Annotated in this window: 17 protein-coding genes; 9 read left to right on the forward strand and 8 right to left on the reverse strand. The window is 58.2% G+C overall.

The window, feature by feature from the left end; all coding sequences use genetic code 11:
• Window positions 1–153: 153 nt before the first annotated feature.
• From ACTJKM_RS27355 to ACTJKM_RS27385, 7 genes are all read right to left on the reverse strand, one after another.
• A complete protein-coding gene (locus ACTJKM_RS27355; protein ID WP_113398662.1) occupies window positions 154–597 on the reverse strand; it encodes an Lrp/AsnC family transcriptional regulator in 444 nt (147 codons plus the stop codon).
• A gap of 19 nt (window positions 598–616) precedes the next feature.
• Window positions 617–1402, reverse strand: a complete 786-nt coding sequence (locus ACTJKM_RS27360) for a homoserine kinase (RefSeq protein ID WP_113398661.1) — start codon at window positions 1400–1402, stop codon at window positions 617–619.
• Window positions 1403–1431: 29 nt separating this feature from the next.
• Window positions 1432–2829, reverse strand: coding sequence for an aspartate ammonia-lyase (locus tag ACTJKM_RS27365; RefSeq protein ID WP_113398660.1), 1398 nt, complete (start codon window positions 2827–2829; stop codon window positions 1432–1434).
• Window positions 2830–2839: 10 nt separating this feature from the next.
• Window positions 2840–3718 carry a 4-hydroxy-tetrahydrodipicolinate synthase gene (gene dapA, locus ACTJKM_RS27370; protein WP_113398659.1) on the reverse strand — a complete coding sequence of 293 codons (879 nt, stop codon included), beginning with the start codon at window positions 3716–3718 and terminating at the stop codon, window positions 2840–2842.
• Window positions 3719–3772: 54 nt separating this feature from the next.
• Complete coding sequence (locus tag ACTJKM_RS27375; RefSeq protein WP_440661381.1) at window positions 3773–5185, reverse strand: aldehyde dehydrogenase family protein; 1413 nt, start codon at window positions 5183–5185, stop codon at window positions 3773–3775.
• Window positions 5185–6246, reverse strand: coding sequence for a homoserine dehydrogenase (locus tag ACTJKM_RS27380; protein WP_113398657.1), 1062 nt, complete (start codon window positions 6244–6246; stop codon window positions 5185–5187). Before ACTJKM_RS27380 ends, ACTJKM_RS27375 begins: the two co-directional genes overlap by 1 nt.
• Window positions 6247–6500: 254 nt before the next feature.
• Complete coding sequence (locus ACTJKM_RS27385; protein WP_113398656.1) at window positions 6501–6977, reverse strand: Lrp/AsnC family transcriptional regulator; 477 nt, start codon at window positions 6975–6977, stop codon at window positions 6501–6503.
• Between the two features lie 172 nt (window positions 6978–7149).
• Between ACTJKM_RS27385 and ACTJKM_RS27390 the strand changes: the two genes are divergently transcribed.
• The 9 genes from ACTJKM_RS27390 (at window position 7150) to eutC (ending at window position 15529) form a co-directional block, all read left to right on the forward strand.
• A complete protein-coding gene (locus tag ACTJKM_RS27390; protein ID WP_113398655.1) occupies window positions 7150–8550 on the forward strand; it encodes an aspartate aminotransferase family protein in 1401 nt (466 codons plus the stop codon).
• Between the two features lie 29 nt (window positions 8551–8579).
• Window positions 8580–9356 (forward strand): amino acid ABC transporter ATP-binding protein, encoded by a 777-nt coding sequence (locus tag ACTJKM_RS27395; RefSeq protein WP_113398654.1) that lies wholly within the window; start codon window positions 8580–8582, stop codon window positions 9354–9356.
• A 39-nt stretch (window positions 9357–9395) separates the two neighbouring features.
• Window positions 9396–10214: a transporter substrate-binding domain-containing protein gene (locus ACTJKM_RS27400; protein WP_440661383.1), complete on the forward strand. Its 819-nt coding sequence runs from the start codon at window positions 9396–9398 to the stop codon at window positions 10212–10214.
• A 60-nt stretch (window positions 10215–10274) separates the two neighbouring features.
• Window positions 10275–10988: an ABC transporter permease subunit gene (locus tag ACTJKM_RS27405; protein ID WP_113398652.1), complete on the forward strand. Its 714-nt coding sequence runs from the start codon at window positions 10275–10277 to the stop codon at window positions 10986–10988.
• A gap of 1 nt (window position 10989) precedes the next feature.
• Window positions 10990–11670 (forward strand): ABC transporter permease subunit, encoded by a 681-nt coding sequence (locus ACTJKM_RS27410; RefSeq protein WP_113398651.1) that lies wholly within the window; start codon window positions 10990–10992, stop codon window positions 11668–11670.
• Window positions 11671–11693: 23 nt separating this feature from the next.
• Window positions 11694–12047: a cupin domain-containing protein gene (locus tag ACTJKM_RS27415; RefSeq protein WP_113398650.1), complete on the forward strand. Its 354-nt coding sequence runs from the start codon at window positions 11694–11696 to the stop codon at window positions 12045–12047.
• Between the two features lie 42 nt (window positions 12048–12089).
• Window positions 12090–13409, forward strand: coding sequence for an NAD(P)/FAD-dependent oxidoreductase (locus tag ACTJKM_RS27420; RefSeq protein WP_440661384.1), 1320 nt, complete (start codon window positions 12090–12092; stop codon window positions 13407–13409).
• 141 nt (window positions 13410–13550) lie between these two features.
• Entirely contained in the window at window positions 13551–14534 is a 984-nt protein-coding gene (gene eutB, locus ACTJKM_RS27425) for a hydroxyectoine utilization dehydratase EutB (protein ID WP_113398648.1), read from the forward strand.
• A complete protein-coding gene (eutC, locus tag ACTJKM_RS27430; protein ID WP_113398647.1) occupies window positions 14534–15529 on the forward strand; it encodes an ectoine utilization protein EutC in 996 nt (331 codons plus the stop codon). The genes eutB and eutC overlap by 1 nt, the downstream gene beginning before the upstream one ends.
• Before the next feature lie 338 nt (window positions 15530–15867).
• On the opposite strand, the gene ACTJKM_RS27435 is transcribed toward eutC, so the two are convergent.
• Window positions 15868–16752, reverse strand: a complete 885-nt coding sequence (locus ACTJKM_RS27435; protein WP_162752517.1) for a LysR substrate-binding domain-containing protein — start codon at window positions 16750–16752, stop codon at window positions 15868–15870.
• Window positions 16753–16863: the final 111 nt, after the last annotated feature.

Genomic DNA, 16863 nt, shown 5'->3' on the forward strand with positions numbered 1-16863 from the left:
CTGGATGGAATGATCATAATCCCTACGCATAGAACGGATGGTGGGCGCAATTTTGCGCGTGCTCATCAAGGAGCAGCATGGTCCGCCAATTAAGTTCGGACCCGGGGTTGTTGTTGGGCGACACTTGCCCGCTTTTGACCGATCTAAACCGGACTATTTTCTGATTACCGAGGAGAGGGTGAACGCAGTCAGTGTATCGCGCACGCCGGGCATCTCGGCAATCAATTGCCAAATCTGCCGGATGCGGTCGGCGTCGGGGGACTCGACCCGCACGAGGAGATCGAAATCACCAGTCATAACGTCGCAAGTAACGACTTCTGGGATCTTCCGTAGCGTCTGAATGACTTCGCCGCCCCGCATGCGATCGTGCCGATACACGAAGATTAGTGCGGTTGTGACGTTTTGGCTATTCCCTCCATCCCCGGTGAGGATTGTATATCCCTTGATGAAGCCTTCTCGTTCGAGACGTTCGATTCGCGCCCGCACGGCGTTGCGAGAAAGGTTCACCTTCGCCGACAAATCCGCGTGCGAGATACGGGCGTTGGCCTTCAATTCGATAAGTATCTGTTCGTCAGTTCGATCGAGAAGATATTTCATGGAGATTGAGCCGGGTCGCTTAACCTAAAATGTCGGGGGTTACGGACCGATAAGCTAACACGGCGATTTCAGGTAGGAATGTTCTTTCCATCTTGCTCGCAAATCGCTTTGATGTCGAAGCCATTATGAATCCTGGCAGCGCCTTCTTTTCCGCATCAGTCAGGCCGCGGACTCCCTGATAGCCCTGCAGCAGCGCTCGCGCCCGATCTTTGTTCAGCTCTCCGTTCATTTCGCCCGCCCAACCGACAAGTACATCAGCGAGCTCCGACACGAGGACGTCCTCGTGCCGAAGCCTGAAGTTGATGACTCCGCTGACTTCCTCTCCTAGGAAAAAGACGTTCTCCTGGACCAATGCGCCATGAATTGCGCCAGTGGGAAGATCCGTCGATTTGCACTTCGCTTTTCGTTCCAGGACAGTGTGCATTTCAGCCATGACACGGCCCAGGCTGAGGCATTTTGCCGTGTTTGCAAATGTGGCTGAGGCGCCGGGTACGAAGCTGACGATGGCAACCAATCGACCGGCGGCCCGAGACGTGGCGTGACCGTCGACAGTGCGTAGGGGCTTCGGGCAGGGGACGCCATGTCGATAAAGCGCCTCCATGGTTTCGAAGGCCCTTTCCAGATCTGAAGGTTGGGCTCCGTTTTCGAAAAGGGTAACGATGAATTCGCCTTCCCTCGTCCGAAACAGATAGGTCGTCTCGGAGTCGCCGTCCGCAATGCCAATCACCGACAGAAGCGATGTAAAACCATAAGCCGCGGTAATGAGTTGGCGATCTTCGTCAGAAAGCTCCGTAAAAACAGCCATTTCCCACCCTTATGCGGACGATGAACCCATCAGAAATTTGCGAAGGCCGCGCTACCTTCAAAGAGCTCTTCAACTTGACTGGAGGCTAAGATCCCTTCCTCTTCCACGACCTGCCGCAGCCCGCGCTTTTCGGCCAGAGCTTTCTTGGAAAGCTGCGCTGCCTTACTGTAGCCGATAAGCAACGCCAACGGTGTCGCAAGGACAAGAGACTGATCGAGGAGGTCCTTGCAACGGTCGACATCAACTTCAATGCCGGCGACGCACCGCTGCTTAAAAAGGTCCATACCCCGCGTCAACATCCGCATGGACTGTAGGATGTTGAGGATGATCACGGGCTCCATCGCATTGAGTTGCAACTGCCCGGCACTTGCCGCCAGGGTGACAGTGAGATCATTTCCGATTACCTGAAATGCGATTTGGTTCATCATTTCCGGAATGACCGCGTTGACTTTGCCGGGCATGATCGAGGAACCGGCCTGGACGGGCGGAAGTCGGATTTCTCCCAGGCCGCCCCTCGGCCCACTGCTCAAGAGCCGCAGATCATTGCAGACCTTTGTCAGCTTCACAGCAATTCGCTTAAGGACACTGGAGATGGAAACGAAGCCACCGGTGTCGGACGTGGCCTCTATCAGATTTCGAGCTCGGATGACCTGGATACCAGAAATCTGTGTGAGGTGGATGCAAGCCGCTGCTGGAAAGCCGCCGGGGACGTTGATCGAAGTTCCGATCGCAGATCCGCCGAGATTAACCTCTTTCAACAGCCCGGAAGCCAATTGGAGTTGGTTGATATCTTCGTCGATCAGCTCGGCGAACGCATCAAATTCCTGCCCGACTGTCATTGGGACGGCGTCCTGCAACTGAGTGCGGCCGACCTTCAGCGCAGTCGCATATTCATGCGCCTTGGCGCGGAATGCGTCGCGCAGCCCGACCTGGGACTCGATCAGCCCTTCGCAAGCACGAAGGATGGTCAGACGCAGTGCAGTCGGATAGACATCGTTTGTCGATTGGGACAGGTTCACATCATCATTCGGATGAAGCTTGTCATAGTCGCCCACCTTCGCACCGAGCTTCAAGAGCGCCAGGTTCGCGACAACTTCATTCACGTTCATGTTGGTGGACGTTCCGGCACCACCCTGCATCATATCGACCGGGAAGTTCTCATCAACACATTTCAACTCGACGAGCTCATCGCAAGCCTCCGAGATCGCCGACGCCTTTTCCGCTGACAGCAGGCCAAGCTCGGCGTTTGCATACGCGGCCGCTTTCTTGACCATAGCCATAGATTGAATGAGTTCGGGGAAGTCTTTCAGGCGAAGGCCCGAAACGGTGAAGTTAAGCTCGGCTCGACGCGTATGGACACCGTAGAGAACGTCACCGGGGATGGGGAGGGGGCCGATCAAATCGGTCTCTATGCGTTCAATTCCCATTCGCCGCTCCCTAGTCCAGAATTCCGGCGTGGCGCATGGCATGAACGATAACCTCTGCAACAAGATGGCTCACCTCCACGAGAGGAAGGCGCAGGTCACCGCGGATCTTCGAGAGTTGCGCCAGCGCGAATTTCACGCCAGCCGGGCTGGTCTCGAGGAATAGCGCGCGATGCAGGGGCATCAGTCGATCTTGAAGAGCCAGTGCCGCCGCGAAGTCGCCTTTTAGGCATGCCTGCTGGAAGTCTGCACACAGCCTGGGAGCAACGTTCGCGGTCACGGAGATGCAACCGTGGCCGCCATGGGCCATGTAACCCAGCGCGGTGCCGTCTTCGCCGGTGAGAAGATTGAACTCATTGCCGCAGGCCATACGCTCCAGCGACGGTCGCAAGAGATTACCTGTCGCGTCCTTGACACCCTTGACGTTCGAACAATCCCTGAAAATACGGGCAAGCGTCTCGACTTCAATATCGATCACGCTCCTACCCGGGATATTGTAAACAATGATCGGAACCGTAGCTTCAGCGTCGATCGCCTTGAAGTGCTGATAGATTCCCTCTTGAGTGGGTTTATTGTAGTAGGGCGCGACGATCAGCAAACCGTCCGCGCCGGCCTCCTGTGCATGCCGAACGAAGCTGATTGCTTCCTCGGTGCTGTTGGAGCCGGCGCCGGCAATGACCGGAACGCGACCATTCGCTGCCGCGATCGCGAGTTCCACGACTCGCTTGTGTTCGGCATGGCTGAGGGTCGGGCTTTCTCCCGTCGTTCCGCAGGGGACAAGCCCCGACGTGCCCTCGGCGATCTGCCACTCGATGAGGCTGCGGAGCGCAACCTCATCCACTTTCCCATCCGCAAAAGGGGTGACAAGGGCGGAGATGGATCCTTTGAACATTTGACTTCCAAAAACGACAATGGGTTCAGATTGGCGCGGCGCCGGCGCCGGCGATCAGTGCTGCAGCGACGTGATGCAGACGACCTTCGGCTGGGTCATGTCCTCATAAGCAAAGCGCACGCCTTCGCGTCCCATGCTGCCGTATTTGAACCCGCCAAACGGCATTGCGTCGAACCGATAGTCCGACGATTGGTTGATCATGACACCGCCGGCATCGATCCGCTTGGCGGCCTCGAGGGCACTGGCAAGATCGTTCGTAAAGATTCCGGCGTGCAGGCTGTATTCCGGCGTGTTAGCCAGTTGTATTGCCTCTTCAAGTTCATCGAACGGCTGCAGTATGACGACCGGGGCGAAGGCTTCTTCATTCAGCAAGTCGCACGTCGCCGATACGTTTTCCAGGACGGTCGGGGGATAGATCGTGCCCGCTGGCTTGTGACCGCAGAGGAGCGTCGCGCCGGCAGCGATTGCTCGTTCCACCATGGCGGCGGCGCGGTTCACCGCGCTTTCGGAGATCATCGGGCCCATGTCAGTCTCGGAGTTCATCGGATCGCCAGTCTTCATCCGGACGGTTCGGGCCACGAACTCGGTCTTGAACCGTTCATAGACCGAGCGCTCCACGAGGATCCGCTGCGTTCCGATGCAGTTCTGGCCAGCCGCCCAGAAGGCTCCTGACACGCAATCTTCCACGGCGGCATCAACATCGCTGTTTTCCATCACGATAACCGGCGCATTGCCACCGAGATCCATTGCGAGCTTCTTGATGCCTGCAGATCTTGCAATCGCCTCGCCCGTGACAAATCCCCCTGTAAAGGAGATCATGCGCACGTCTTTGGCCGAAACGAGCGCCTTGCCCAGTTCGGGGCCGCCGACAGCGACCGTGATGACCTCGTCCGGCAAACCGCTTTCGATTAACACGTCCACTAGCTTGATGGCCGAGAGAGGGGCAAGTTCCGACGGCTTCAGAAGTACCGCATTTGCGCCGGCGATGGCCGGGCCAAGCTTGTGTGCCACGAGATTGAGCGGATCGTTGTAAGGCGTGATTGCCGTAATGATCCCTAGCGGCTCACGGGTATACCAGCCCTGACGAGATTCCGATCCAGCATAGGCATCAAACGGAATGACTTCGCCAGCATTCCGTTTGGCTTCTTCGGCGGAGAGTTTCAGTGTGTTAACACAGCGTGTCGCCTCCGTGCGCGCCTGGGCAATTGTCTTCCCCGCCTCCCGCACAATCAGGAGCGCAAACTCCTCCTTGCGTTCTTCGATGGTGGCTGCGGCCCTTTCGAGAATTGCAGAGCGCTGGTGGCGGGGAAGCGACCGGGCAGCCTGCGCGCCGCGTCTGGCGCGTTCGAGCAACAGGTCCACAGCGTCCGCACTGGTCTCCCGGATCGCGCCGACCAAACTGCCGTCGAACGGATTATTGACGATGATCTCGTTGGATGAGGTGGTTTTCAGCGCTAGACCGGGCATTAGGCTGCCTCCTTCGCGAAATTTGCCGACTGGGCATTGTGTATAGCCACGATGTCGGACAGCAGTGCGTAGGCGGTTTCGATTCGACCGGCGCCCGGGCCGCTAACGGTGACGGGGCCAAGCAGCTCTGTGTCCAGCGATACTGCGTTGGTAGCGCCGTTGACGCCGGCGAGCGGATGTCCAAGGGCAAGCTGTTTGGGCGCGACACTGCCGGTTATCGTCCCGTCGGCATTGCGAACTGCCGAGCCGACCAGTTTCCAACGGCTTTCAGCTTTGGTAGCTGCTTGAATGTCGGTGGGCGAAAGCTTGGAGATGCCGTTGCAGGAGACATCCCCCGGCTTGAGATTTGCTCCCAGCAGCTCATTTGCCAGGATCACGACTTTCAGGCGAACGTCGAAACCTTCGACGTCGGCGGTCGGATCGGCTTCGGCATAGCCCAGCGCCTGCGCTTCCGCGACAGCGCTGGCGAAGTCGAGACCGTCTTCCATGCGGCCGAGGACGAAGTTCGACGTGCCGTTGAGGATTCCTTCGAACCCTTTGATCTCCGCGCCGGCGAGGGTCTTCTCTGCCATCCTTATGACGGGCGTGCCGCTCATGACGGAGCCCTCATACTCGAAATGAAGGCCGTTCGCCGTCGCGAGGGCCTTCAGCTCCCGACCCGCGATTGCAACGGGGCCCTTGTTCGTGGTGACGACATGTTTGCCCGAGTTGAGAGCCCAGCGGCAGTGCGAAACCGCGGGCTCGCCGTCCGTCGGGTTCGTAAATGTCGCCTCCACGACGATGTCGGCAGGCGCCGTCTTGATGATGGCTTCGTTGTCGGCCTCGGCATTGCCGCCGGAGAGCCGGCCAAAACCGCCTTTCGCGAAATTCGCCTCGATGAGGGTTTTGGCATCCAGACCGTTCGGCGAAACGACGGAGCCCAGATGGAGATCGCTGACCGCAACGATGTTCAGGCGGAATGCGAGATCCCGCTCCCACAGAGGATTCTTCTTTGCTATGAGCTCGGCCAACGCGCGGTTGACGCCACCAAATCCGATTAGGGCAATATTGTAGATTTTCATGCGGTTGTCTCCGAGGAAGCGATTTGTGCGCAAATCATCAGATGCGAATCGCTCAGTCGGAAGGGCACAAACAGACCAATCTGCCGTGCATTTTGCTCATGATGCTGCCCGATTGGCGCGTTCCGGTCTGCCCGGCCCGAGCACACGGACGGACAAATGCTTCGGGCGAAGAAAGCCGGCATGCCGATGCAAATTCGTAGGAGTGTCTATCTTTCCGCAAAGAGGACGCGTCTGACTGGCTGTCGGCAGAAACCTCAGGAAAAGTGATCAAAGTCGATAGGAACTGAAAAGCCGGTCTTGACGCGGTCCATCACCACCATTGTCTTGAAGCCCTTGATATCGGGATTTTCATAGAAGAACTTGCGGGTAAAGACCTCGTAGTCCTCCATGCTCTCTGCAGTGACAATCAGGACGAAATCCGCATCTCCCGTTACATAGTAGCCGTTCATCACTTCCGCCGTCTGCCGGATCGATTGCTTGAACCGGTCGACGATGTCCGCTCTTTCGCGCTCGAGCGTGACCAGTACAAGCATTGCGATGGGCCGGCCGACAGATTTGGGTTTCACAACCGCAATCTCCGCCTCAATCACTCCCGCCTCACGCAGCCGCTTGAGGCGGCGCTGCACCGCAGTGGCCGAAAGACCAACCATCGCACCGAGCTCCTCGCTGCTGTGCCTGTTCTGAACCTGCACGATACTGAGAAGACGAGCATCTAGGCGATCGAGCCGCATGGGAAACTCCGCAGGATTTCATCGTTTGGCAGCCATAAAAAGCAGGAATTCCTCGTCCCAGCAATACCTACGCCGGAATTCGTCGTCTCAATACTTCTACGCTTCACGGACAAGACAGAGGCGGCAGAAACGTTCAGCCCGACGATGACCTCGCTGCATGAGGAATTAAGAAATGACCAACACTGCTGAAATAGCTGAGATGGACCGCAGGACCGTTCTGCATCCGTTCACCTACCTTAAAAATTACGCCGCCGGGGAGACCGATCCTACCATCGTCGAGACTGGGAAAGGCGTTCGTATTCGCGACGCATCCGGCCGAGAATATCTGGACGGGTTTGCCGGCCTCTATTGCGTGAATGTCGGCTACGGCCGGACCGAAGTCGCCGAAGCGATCGCCCGGCAGGCCTACAAGCTTGCCTATTATCATTCGTACGCCGCGCACACGACCGAGGAGCTCGCGCGACTTTCGGATCGACTGGTGCGAATGGCGCCAGGCAACATGTCGAAAGTCTTCTACGGACTGTCGGGTTCGGACGCGAATGAGACGCAGGCGAAGATCGTCTGGTATTACAACAATCTGCGCGGGAAAGCGCAAAAGAAGAAGATCATCTCGCGAGAGCGTGGCTATCATGGATGTTCCGTGGTTTCCGGTTCCATGACAGGCTTGAGTTTTTACCACGACCATATGGATCTGCCTGTTTCGGGGATTCTGCGTACCGGCGTCCCGCATTTCTATCGCGGTGCGATGCCCGGCGAGACCGAGGAAGCCTTTTCACAGCGTCGCGCTGACGAGCTGGAAGCGCTTATTCTCGCCGAAGGGCCGGACACTGTCGGCGCCTTCATAGCGGAGCCGGTCCTCGGAACGGGAGGCATTACGCCGCCGCCGGTAGGATATTGGCCGAAGATCCAGGCTGTGCTGAAGAAGTACGACGTGCTGTTGATTGCCGACGAGGTGGTCTGCGGGTTTGGCCGCACCGGTGCCATGTTCGGTTCGGATCTCTACGGTATGGATCCCGATCTGATCACCGTCGCCAAGGGCTTGACGTCAGCCTATGTGCCCCTGTCGGCGGCCATCGTTTCGCAGAAAGTCTACGAGGTCATGGAGGAGGCGACGCCGCGTGTGGGCTCCTTCTCACACGGCTACACCTATTCCGGACATCCGATCGGCGCAGCGGCCGCGAACGCGGTGCTTGATATCGTCGAGCGTGAAAATCTGGCGGGCCAGTCCGCGACGAAAGGCGCTTATCTTTTGCAACGGCTGAAGGCAGAGTTCGAGCAGAACCCGATCGTAGGGGAAGTTCGTGGTGTCGGCATGCTTGCAGCCATCGAGTTCGTTTCCGATCGCGGTAGCCGGGCTTCGTTCGATCCGGGCCTTAAGGTCGGCGCGCGCATCTCCCAGGCCGCTCGCAATCGCAACCTCATTGCGCGCGCAATGCCGCATGGAGACGTTCTGGGCTTTGCACCGCCACTTGTGATGACGGAGGCGGAAATCGACGAAATGGTTGCGATTGCAAGGGCTGCCGTTGACGAGGTGCTGCGGGAACTGGACTCCCAAGGACTGGTGGCGGGATAACGAATGGGCAATCGTCTGAGGCTTTGCGCATGAACGCAATTCTAAAGGTTCACGAACTCACAAAGACGTTTGGATCGACGAAGGTGCTGGATGGTATCAGCTTCGACATGAGAGAAGGTGAGGTCATTTCTCTGATCGGGTCGTCCGGATGTGGAAAAAGCACCGCACTTCGCTGTATCAATTTACTGGAGACGCCGACATCAGGTCGGATCGAGTGCATGGGCCAGTCCGTCTCCGTCGTCAATGATGAGCGCGGCCGAAGCCAGATCGTCAACGGTCGCGATATCAGGAGCCTTCGCAGACAGATCGGCATGGTGTTCCAGAACTTCAATCTCTGGCCTCACCTGAGCGTCCTGTCCAACGTGACCGAGGCACTCGTTTGGGTGCTGAAACTCGGGAAGAAAGACGCCGAAGAGGTTGCGCTCTCGGCCTTGTCGAAAGTCGGCATGGCGAGTTTCCGTGACCGCTACCCGCAACAGCTTTCGGGCGGGCAGCAACAACGCGTCGCAATCGCGCGTGTTCTGGCAATGAAACCAAAACTCATGCTGTGCGATGAGCCGACATCTGCACTGGACCCCGAGCTCGTGGGTGAAGTGCTGAAAGTCGTAAGGGCGCTGGCAGAAGCGGGGGCTACGATCCTCCTCGTCACGCATGAAATGCGGTTCGCACGCGATGTGTCGAACCGGATGATATTCCTGCAAAACGGCCGCCTTGAGCAGGATGACGAGCCGAAGGAATTGTTTCGAAATCCCGCGACGGAAGGGGTGAAGCGGTTTCTATCGACAGTGATGACGACCAACGCGTGAAAGCGCGCGCTACAACGAAAACCATAAGGGGTAACAATCATGATCAACAGCAATCTCATCAAGTCAGCATTCGGAACCAGCCTTCTCGTCTGCGCACTGGCAACGGGCGCGTCGGCAAGGGACGGCGTTCTACGCATCGGGACGGAGGGCGATGCGCCAAAGTTCAGCATGGCCGATCCGAGCGGCAACGTAACGGGCTTCGACGCCGATATCGCCAACGGCATCTGCGCCGAGCTGAAACTGAAGTGCGAATTCGTCGTACAGACATTCAGCTCGCTGGTGCCCTCAATGGATAGCGATCGCTTTGATGTCATCATTTCCGGCCTTGGTATCACCGCCGAACGTCAGAAGAAGATCGACTACTCCATCCCCTATGCGACGACACCGCTCTATTTCGCTGTCGCCAAGGACTCCCCGTTTGCAGGTCTCAAGAGCCTCGCCGAAATCGAGAAGGCCCTCCAGGGCAAGAGTGTCGGCGTCGTCACCGGGACGACCTACGCCAGGTTCATGGAGAAGCGGATGCACGGCGCCGATCTTAAGACATACGACGCCGTCACTCAGCTGACCGCCGATCTCGCGAGCGGCCGTATCGACGTTGCCTTCGCGGATTCGCCAACATGGATGGATTTTCTCGCAACGCCTGATGGCGCCAACTTCGCCAGGATCGACCTGAAGATCATGGCCATGGACGACCCAGACGTTCTTGGCCATGGCATGGGAGTCGGGATGCGCAAGGGCAATACCGAACTCAAGAACAAGGTCGATGCCGCCCTCTGCAAGATGATCAACGATGGCAAGGTCAAGGAATCCTCGATGCATTGGTTCCAGGACGACTACACGATTTCCTGCAAGAAGTGATCGTTTCGAACATGAAGCCTGCCTTGGCACGGCCCAAGGCAGGTCACGGGGATTGTGTCCATGTTGGGTGACCTTTGGATGTTGATGGTGGAGCAGAGTTGGGCGCTCGCACTACTGAAAGGAAGTGTCGTCACGATCGCGATCGGCTTGATCGGGATGGCACTCGGTTTTCTGGTCGCAACACCATTAGCCATCATGCGCTGGCGGAAGGTCGTGGTCGTCTCGCAACTTGTCGACGGGTACAGCATTCTTGTTCGTGGCGTTCCGGGCTTGCTGGTCATCTATCTCCTGTTTTTCGGGTCGATCGAGTGGGTGAAGGCGATTACGGCTGCGTTCGGCTACCAGGACTCGGCTGACAACGCATACCCCTACATCGTCGGGGTAATCGCGATTGCCGTCATTTCGTGTGCCTATTCGATTGAAGTTATCCGGGGTGCGCTTCAGGCGGTGCCTTACGGTCTGCTGGAAGCCGCTCAGTCACTCGCCTTGCCAAGAGGGGTGACGTTTATGCACATCACGTTCCCGCTGGCACTGCGGCTGGCGCTTGGCGGGATCAACAACGTCTGGCAGATGACGATCAAGGATACGTCGCTCGTCTCCGTCGTCGGCTTACAGGAATTGATGAGGACGGCTGCCATCGGTGCAGGAATCACGCGGTCCCCGCTGCTTTTCTACTGCATCGCTGCGGCACTCTTCTTCTGCATGACCGCAGTCAGTCAAACCGCGTTTTCCCGCGCAGAACGTGCGCTCGACCGCGGCTTCCGAGGACGATGACATGGATCTTGGGATAATTGCATATGCCGTTCCGTTCCTTGTCACAGGTGCCAAGACGACGTTGCTGATCGCCGTATTCGGCGTCGGTATCGGGCTTCCCTTTGGTGTAGCCGTCGGGCTCGCGCGGTGCTCGAGGAGCCGAGCATTGCGCCGCGTATGCGACGCTTACTGCGCGATCTTCCGCGGCACGCCTATGCTGGTACAGGTTTTCGTCATCTATTACGGCTTGGCCCAGGTGAGTTTTATTCGTCAGAACCCGGCTCTGTGGTGGATGATCGGAGACGGGCTGAACGCTGCAATCCTTGCCGTGGTGCTCAACACAGGTGCCTACACGGCGGAGATTTTCCGCACGGCTTTCCTCTCCTTGCCGAAAGGACTTATCGAGGCGGCAGAAGCCTGCGGCATGCACCCGTGGCACGTGTTTAGCAGGGTGAAGTTTCCCCTAGCCGTGCGCCAGGCACTTCCCGCCTATAGCAGCGAAGCGGCGATCATCGTGAAGGAATCCAGCCTCGCGTCGACGATCACCGTTCTGGAAATCACCGGATATGCGAAGCGGCTCATGAGCGAGACTTTCGCGATCATGGATATCTTCATCATCACCGCAGCGTTCTATCTCACCATAAACGTCGTCGTCTTGACGGGCTTGAAACTCCTCGAACGGCGCCTGTCGTTTGCCCGATAAACAGATCCAAGAAAGGTCTTCCAATGTCCAAACTCACTTTCGTCGATTACGACAATCTGCCTGAACCGCGTAAAGGCCAGCCCGCGCCTGAAAGGTTGGTTGAGGGAAATCCGCAGTTTCTCGCCTGGGACATCGCGCAGACAGGCGACGGCGTCGTTCGCTCCGGCATCTGGGAAGCGACGCCCGGCGCCTACCGATCGATCAAGGGTGAAACTTTCGAATTCTGTGTCATTCTTTCGGGCGTGTCCGAACTGATCGAGGATGGCTGTGCGCCGCGGCGCATTGTTGCAGGCGACGCTTTCGCCATGCATCCGGGATTCGTCGGAACCTGGAGGGTGATCGAAACGACTCGAAAGCTCTGGGTCTGCCGAGACTAAGCCCTCATCACTTCAAATCATCTCTCCGGAACTTAAGCTCTCATGGCCCAGGCTCAACCGCATCCCGTTAAGTCCACGCCCTACTGGTGGGAAGACAGCACGTTTCCCGCCCTGCCACCGCGGAACGTCGAGAAGACGTGCGACGTGGCGATCGTTGGGGGAGGGTACACTGGTTTGTCGGCGGCGCTCGAACTTGCCCGTGCCGGCAAGCATGTCCAGCTGTTCGACCGTCAGGCCCTTGGCCTGGCGGCATCGGCCCGCAATGGGGGCATGGCCAGCGGAAGCATCCGCCCGGGGCGCAGGGATCTGGTCGGGCGGTTCGGGCAGGAGAGGGCACAAGCCATCCTCCTGGAAGGCAAGGCGGCGCGAGAGGATCTCTGGCGCTTTCTCAGAGACGAGAATATCGAATGTGATTTCTCGCTGTCTGGTGCCTTCAACGGGGCCATGACGGGTGATCAAGCCGACGAACTTCGTCGTCAGGCAGACTTTCTGCATCAGAATCTCGGCATCGAGGCATATCCGGTGGAAAGGGCAGATGTCCCGAAGTTCATCGGAACCGACCTTTATGTGGGAGGCCTTGTGCGCAAAGACATCGGTGGGCTGCAACCGGCCAAGCTTCTTGCGGCCATGATCGGTCTGGTAAGTTCATCGACGGCGGTCATACACGAAAATACCGCAGTCCTTGGATCGACCAGCGAGGCCGGAGGCGTGCGAATTCAAACGCAGCGCGGAGAGGTTTTCGCCAGAAAGCTGCTTGTCTGCACGGATGGCTACACCGACGGTTTCGACCCGTGGCTCCGTCGCCGCCTTGTCCCTGTCCGCAGCAGGATAATTGCGACTGAACCGCTCGACAGAGAGGTCATGGATCGGCTGATGCCGCCACGCATGATGTATGGCGACCTGCGTAAGCTCAGTTACTATTATCGGCCGTCGCACGATGGATCTCGGATCCTGTTCGGCGGACGCGACGGGACGACTGAAGGAGACTCCGCCGCTCCGATTGCACATCTGCAAAGCGAACTTGCTCGGCTTTTTCCCGAACTCGCAGGAGTAGGTCTTACGCACAGCTGGTTCGGCTATGTCGCCATGAACCGCGACATGATCCCGCGCCTGGTCTCCCGCGGAAATACAGTCTATGCGACCGGCTATTGCGGCTCCGGTGTCGTGTGGGCCAGATGGCTGGGCAAGAAGGCGGCGTTCAAGATCCTCGGTGACGCGGAACAATCGCGCTCTGCGTTCGATTTCGATGCCGCTCCCAGGGCCGTGCCATTCTTCAACGGCAAACCCTGGTTCATTCCTATCGTTTACTCGATGTATGCGCGCCACGACAGGAAGATGCTCCTCAGACGCCTGAAGGGCTGAGGTTCAGATGCCATACTCGTTTCTGCAAGTCCGCCACGGCGCCGAAAAAGGTTCGTGCCGTCCTCTTGCAATCAAGCCCCTGCGTTGACGCTACGCGCAGCAGACAACAACTGGCAAAGGCCGGAGCTGAGGTGAACAGACATGATTAGTCTGGAAACGATCGAGCAGGCGCGCGAGCGCATCAGCAGGCACATCCGCATCACGCCTGTCGTCATGTCGGCGGCACTGTCCGAACTGGCCGGGACGCAGGTCAGCCTGAAGCTGGAGCATCGCCAGTTGACCGGAAGCTTCAAGCTTCGTGGAGCAACCAATGCAGTGTTGCAGCTCACCCAATCCGAGCGGGATAGAGGCGTTGTTGCGGCTTCCACTGGCAATCACGGACGCGCGCTGTCCTATGCCGCCGGCGCGATTGGCTCCCGAGCGACCATTTGCATGTCGCACCTCGTGCCGGAAAACAAGGTGGCTGAAATCCGCCGGCTCGGCGCTCGCGTACGGATCGTTGGGTCATCCCAAGATGAAGCGCAGGTTGAGGTTGATCGTCTCGTCGCCGAGGAGGGCCTCAGCATGATTCCCCCCTTTGATCACCCCTGGATCATCGCCGGCCAGGGCACCGTCGGACTTGAAATCGTCGAGGCGATGCCTGACGTCGCCGCGGTTCTCGTTCCCCTGTCTGGCGGCGGTTTGGCAGCAGGCGTCGCGGCGGCTGTCAAGGCGGTACGACCGGATGCCAAGGTGATCGGTATAACTATGGAAAGGGGAGCGGCGATGAAGGCTAGCATCGATGCGGGGCACCCGGTCCAGGTTGAGGAGTATCGAAGTTTCGCCGACTCGCTCGGCGGCGGCATCGGATTGGCCAATGCCTGGACGTATCCGATGTGCAAAACCCTTCTCGACGACGTGGTGCTTGTTAGCGAGCGCGAGATAGCCGCCGGCATACGTCACGCCTACGCGTGTGAGCGTGAGATAATCGAAGGTGCTGGGGCAGTCGGCATTGCTGCGCTGCTCTCGGTTAAACTGGCGCAGGTTGAAGGCCCGATCGTTGCCATTCTTTCGGGCGGGAACATCGACATGGCGTTGCACATGAAGGTGGCCAACGGCCTTGACACAATTTGTGAGGGAAACTGATGCCGAAAATAAGGATATTGACCGAGCCAGAGCTTCGAACCATCGTTCCGCTCGACATGGATGCGGTGAATTGCGTTGAAAACGCCTTTCGCGCATTGGCCTTGGAAAACGCGGTTCAGATGCCCCCGATTTTGCGCCTCGACGTGCCCGACAGCAGGGGCGAAGTCGATGTGAAGACGGCTTATATTCCTGGTTTGAGCAGCATTGCCATCAAAGTCAGCCCGGGTTTCTTTGATAATCCGAAGATCGGGCTTCCGAGCACCAACGGTCTTATCGTCTTGCTTTCGAGCAAAACCGGTTTGGTGCAGGCTCTCTTGCTGGACAATGGCTACCTCACCGACGTTCGCACAGCGGCCGCTGGCGCTGTCGCGGCAAACCATATGGCACGGAAGGACGCGTCGATCGCAACGGTCTTCGGAGCGGGCGTTCAGGCCAGACTGCAACTCGAGGCCCTCATGCTGGTGAGGCCTATTCGAGAGATCCGCGTTTGGGCGCGTGATTATCGGCGGGCGCAAGCGCTCGTTGAGCAGCTCGGAGCAAGACAAAATCTTTCTATTTCCGCATTTGAGGATCCGCGAAGCGCGATCGCCGGGTCACAGATCGTCGTCACCACGACACCTGCCGACCGACCGATTGTCGAAGCCTCGTGGCTCGAACCCGGACAGCACCTGACCGCCATGGGTTCGGACGCAGAACATAAGAACGAGATTGACCCCATCGCTATCAAAGCGGCAGATGTTTACGTGGCTGACAGCCTCAAACAAACGCGAAGACTGGGTGAATTGCGCCATGCCATCGACGCAGGTCTCGTCGCAAGTGACGCTGATTTTCCGGAACTAGGTCAGGTCGTTGCGGGCGCCAGACCAGGCCGCAGAAGTGCCTCGGACATCACCATAGCCGATCTCACGGGGACCGGTGTTCAGGATACCGCTGTTGCCACGCTGGCGTTTGCGCGCGCCGAAGAACGAAGTGCCGGCACGTTCTTTGAAAGTTGATGCTGGTCGGCTCTTTGCCGCCGAGGCCTCAGCGACCTGACTGCCGATTCGGCGGCCAAAGGTCTGCATTTGGGGCCGTTCACCCTGCACTGGAGACTAGCTTAGCTAGCTCAGAATGTGCGGCGCCTGCGCCTCATACGCCACTCTGTCTTTGCCAAGAGTCCACCCGAACGAGCACGTCTGCTCATCGCCTTGAGAAAGTTTCGGACCCCCAAAGGCATAATTGAAGGAGCCGTCATGGGAGAGGTCTTTGACCTCGCCTCTTAATCTACCCGATCCTCCGGAGCCTGGACAGCTCTGACGAATCCAGGCGAACCGACTCATCTCCATCGCTTCTCTCATGACGCAGCATAGAAATCTTCTTGGATGGTGGCGAGGAGCCAAGACACGAATTGATCGATTCCAGCCGTCCTCCTCGCCAGCGCGGAACGAATAACGCCGTAATGTGAACCATCAGGGTGAAAGCCGAGCGGTGCGGTCAGGCGGCCTTTGCGGATATCGTCAATGGCAATGATCTTTGGGCACATGGCCACACCAAGACCGCTGGCTGCGGCCTCCACCATCAGGAAATGATGGTCAAGAAAGCGCATTGAGCGCGGCTTTGGCGCGTCCGTATGGGCGATGGACCACTTCTTCCATCCATCCGGCCGGGTCTTTGCGGCAAGCGCGACGTAATCGCCGGAAGCAAACCGATCCGCCATGGCGGGGTCCATGACAGGACCGACTTCCTCCTGGATCAGCCGTTCGATCTGCCAATTCGCATCGATCGCGAAATCCAGCCTGCGGATCGCAAGGGTGATACGGTCGCGCGCGAAATCGAACCCCCCACCACCGACAGAAAGATGAAAGTCGATTTCGGGATGGCGATCCTGAAATTCCGAGAGGCGCGGGATCAGCCATCGCATGGCGACGGATCGTTCGCATGAGACGACGATCGGCGGTGACAGGTCGACTTTGCGGATATCCTCCAGCGCCGCCGAAACGAGGGACAAAGCGTCTGTCGTCGCCTGCGCGAGCCGTGAACCCTCTCCCGTCAACCTTAGGCCACGCCCATCAACTTCCAGCAAACGAATGCCGAGGTGTTCGGAAAGTTTCGCAACGCGCCGGCTGACAGCGCCGTGCGTCAAATTCAACTCACCCGCAGCGGCACGCACGGAACCCAGTCGCGCTACGACCTCAAAGGCACGCAGATCATCGAGGGATGGAATGTCCGAACGCTTCATTGGTGACAAACTATCACCGGTATGTTTGAAATCAAATCAATTTCCATCTCGAAGTACGGAGGATCGGTCGAGGCGGCGCTCTCCTGAAGCGCAGCTCCTCGAATCTGCAGA

This window comes from Ensifer sp. 22460, from assembly GCF_052044935.1.
Lineage (GTDB): Bacteria > Pseudomonadota > Alphaproteobacteria > Rhizobiales > Rhizobiaceae > Ensifer.

What these genes read in the sequence shown, in the direction of transcription:
- ACTJKM_RS27355 (WP_113398662.1), bottom strand. Translation starts at nt 597, where the DNA reads ATGAAATATCTTCTCGATCGAACTGACGAACAGATACTTATCGAATTG.
- ACTJKM_RS27360 (WP_113398661.1), bottom strand. Translation starts at nt 1,402, where the DNA reads ATGGCTGTTTTTACGGAGCTTTCTGACGAAGATCGCCAACTCATTACC.
- ACTJKM_RS27365 (WP_113398660.1), bottom strand. Translation starts at nt 2,829, where the DNA reads ATGGGAATTGAACGCATAGAGACCGATTTGATCGGCCCCCTCCCCATC.
- dapA (WP_113398659.1), bottom strand. Translation starts at nt 3,718, where the DNA reads ATGTTCAAAGGATCCATCTCCGCCCTTGTCACCCCTTTTGCGGATGGG.
- ACTJKM_RS27375 (WP_440661381.1), bottom strand. Translation starts at nt 5,185, where the DNA reads ATGCCCGGTCTAGCGCTGAAAACCACCTCATCCAACGAGATCATCGTC.
- ACTJKM_RS27380 (WP_113398657.1), bottom strand. Translation starts at nt 6,246, where the DNA reads ATGAAAATCTACAATATTGCCCTAATCGGATTTGGTGGCGTCAACCGC.
- ACTJKM_RS27385 (WP_113398656.1), bottom strand. Translation starts at nt 6,977, where the DNA reads ATGCGGCTCGATCGCCTAGATGCTCGTCTTCTCAGTATCGTGCAGGTT.
- ACTJKM_RS27390 (WP_113398655.1), top strand. Translation starts at nt 7,150, where the DNA reads ATGACCAACACTGCTGAAATAGCTGAGATGGACCGCAGGACCGTTCTG.
- ACTJKM_RS27395 (WP_113398654.1), top strand. Translation starts at nt 8,580, where the DNA reads ATGAACGCAATTCTAAAGGTTCACGAACTCACAAAGACGTTTGGATCG.
- ACTJKM_RS27400 (WP_440661383.1), top strand. Translation starts at nt 9,396, where the DNA reads ATGATCAACAGCAATCTCATCAAGTCAGCATTCGGAACCAGCCTTCTC.
- ACTJKM_RS27405 (WP_113398652.1), top strand. Translation starts at nt 10,275, where the DNA reads ATGTTGGGTGACCTTTGGATGTTGATGGTGGAGCAGAGTTGGGCGCTC.
- ACTJKM_RS27410 (WP_113398651.1), top strand. Translation starts at nt 10,990, where the DNA reads ATGGATCTTGGGATAATTGCATATGCCGTTCCGTTCCTTGTCACAGGT.
- ACTJKM_RS27415 (WP_113398650.1), top strand. Translation starts at nt 11,694, where the DNA reads ATGTCCAAACTCACTTTCGTCGATTACGACAATCTGCCTGAACCGCGT.
- ACTJKM_RS27420 (WP_440661384.1), top strand. Translation starts at nt 12,090, where the DNA reads ATGGCCCAGGCTCAACCGCATCCCGTTAAGTCCACGCCCTACTGGTGG.
- eutB (WP_113398648.1), top strand. Translation starts at nt 13,551, where the DNA reads ATGATTAGTCTGGAAACGATCGAGCAGGCGCGCGAGCGCATCAGCAGG.
- eutC (WP_113398647.1), top strand. Translation starts at nt 14,534, where the DNA reads ATGCCGAAAATAAGGATATTGACCGAGCCAGAGCTTCGAACCATCGTT.
- ACTJKM_RS27435 (WP_162752517.1), bottom strand. Translation starts at nt 16,752, where the DNA reads ATGAAGCGTTCGGACATTCCATCCCTCGATGATCTGCGTGCCTTTGAG.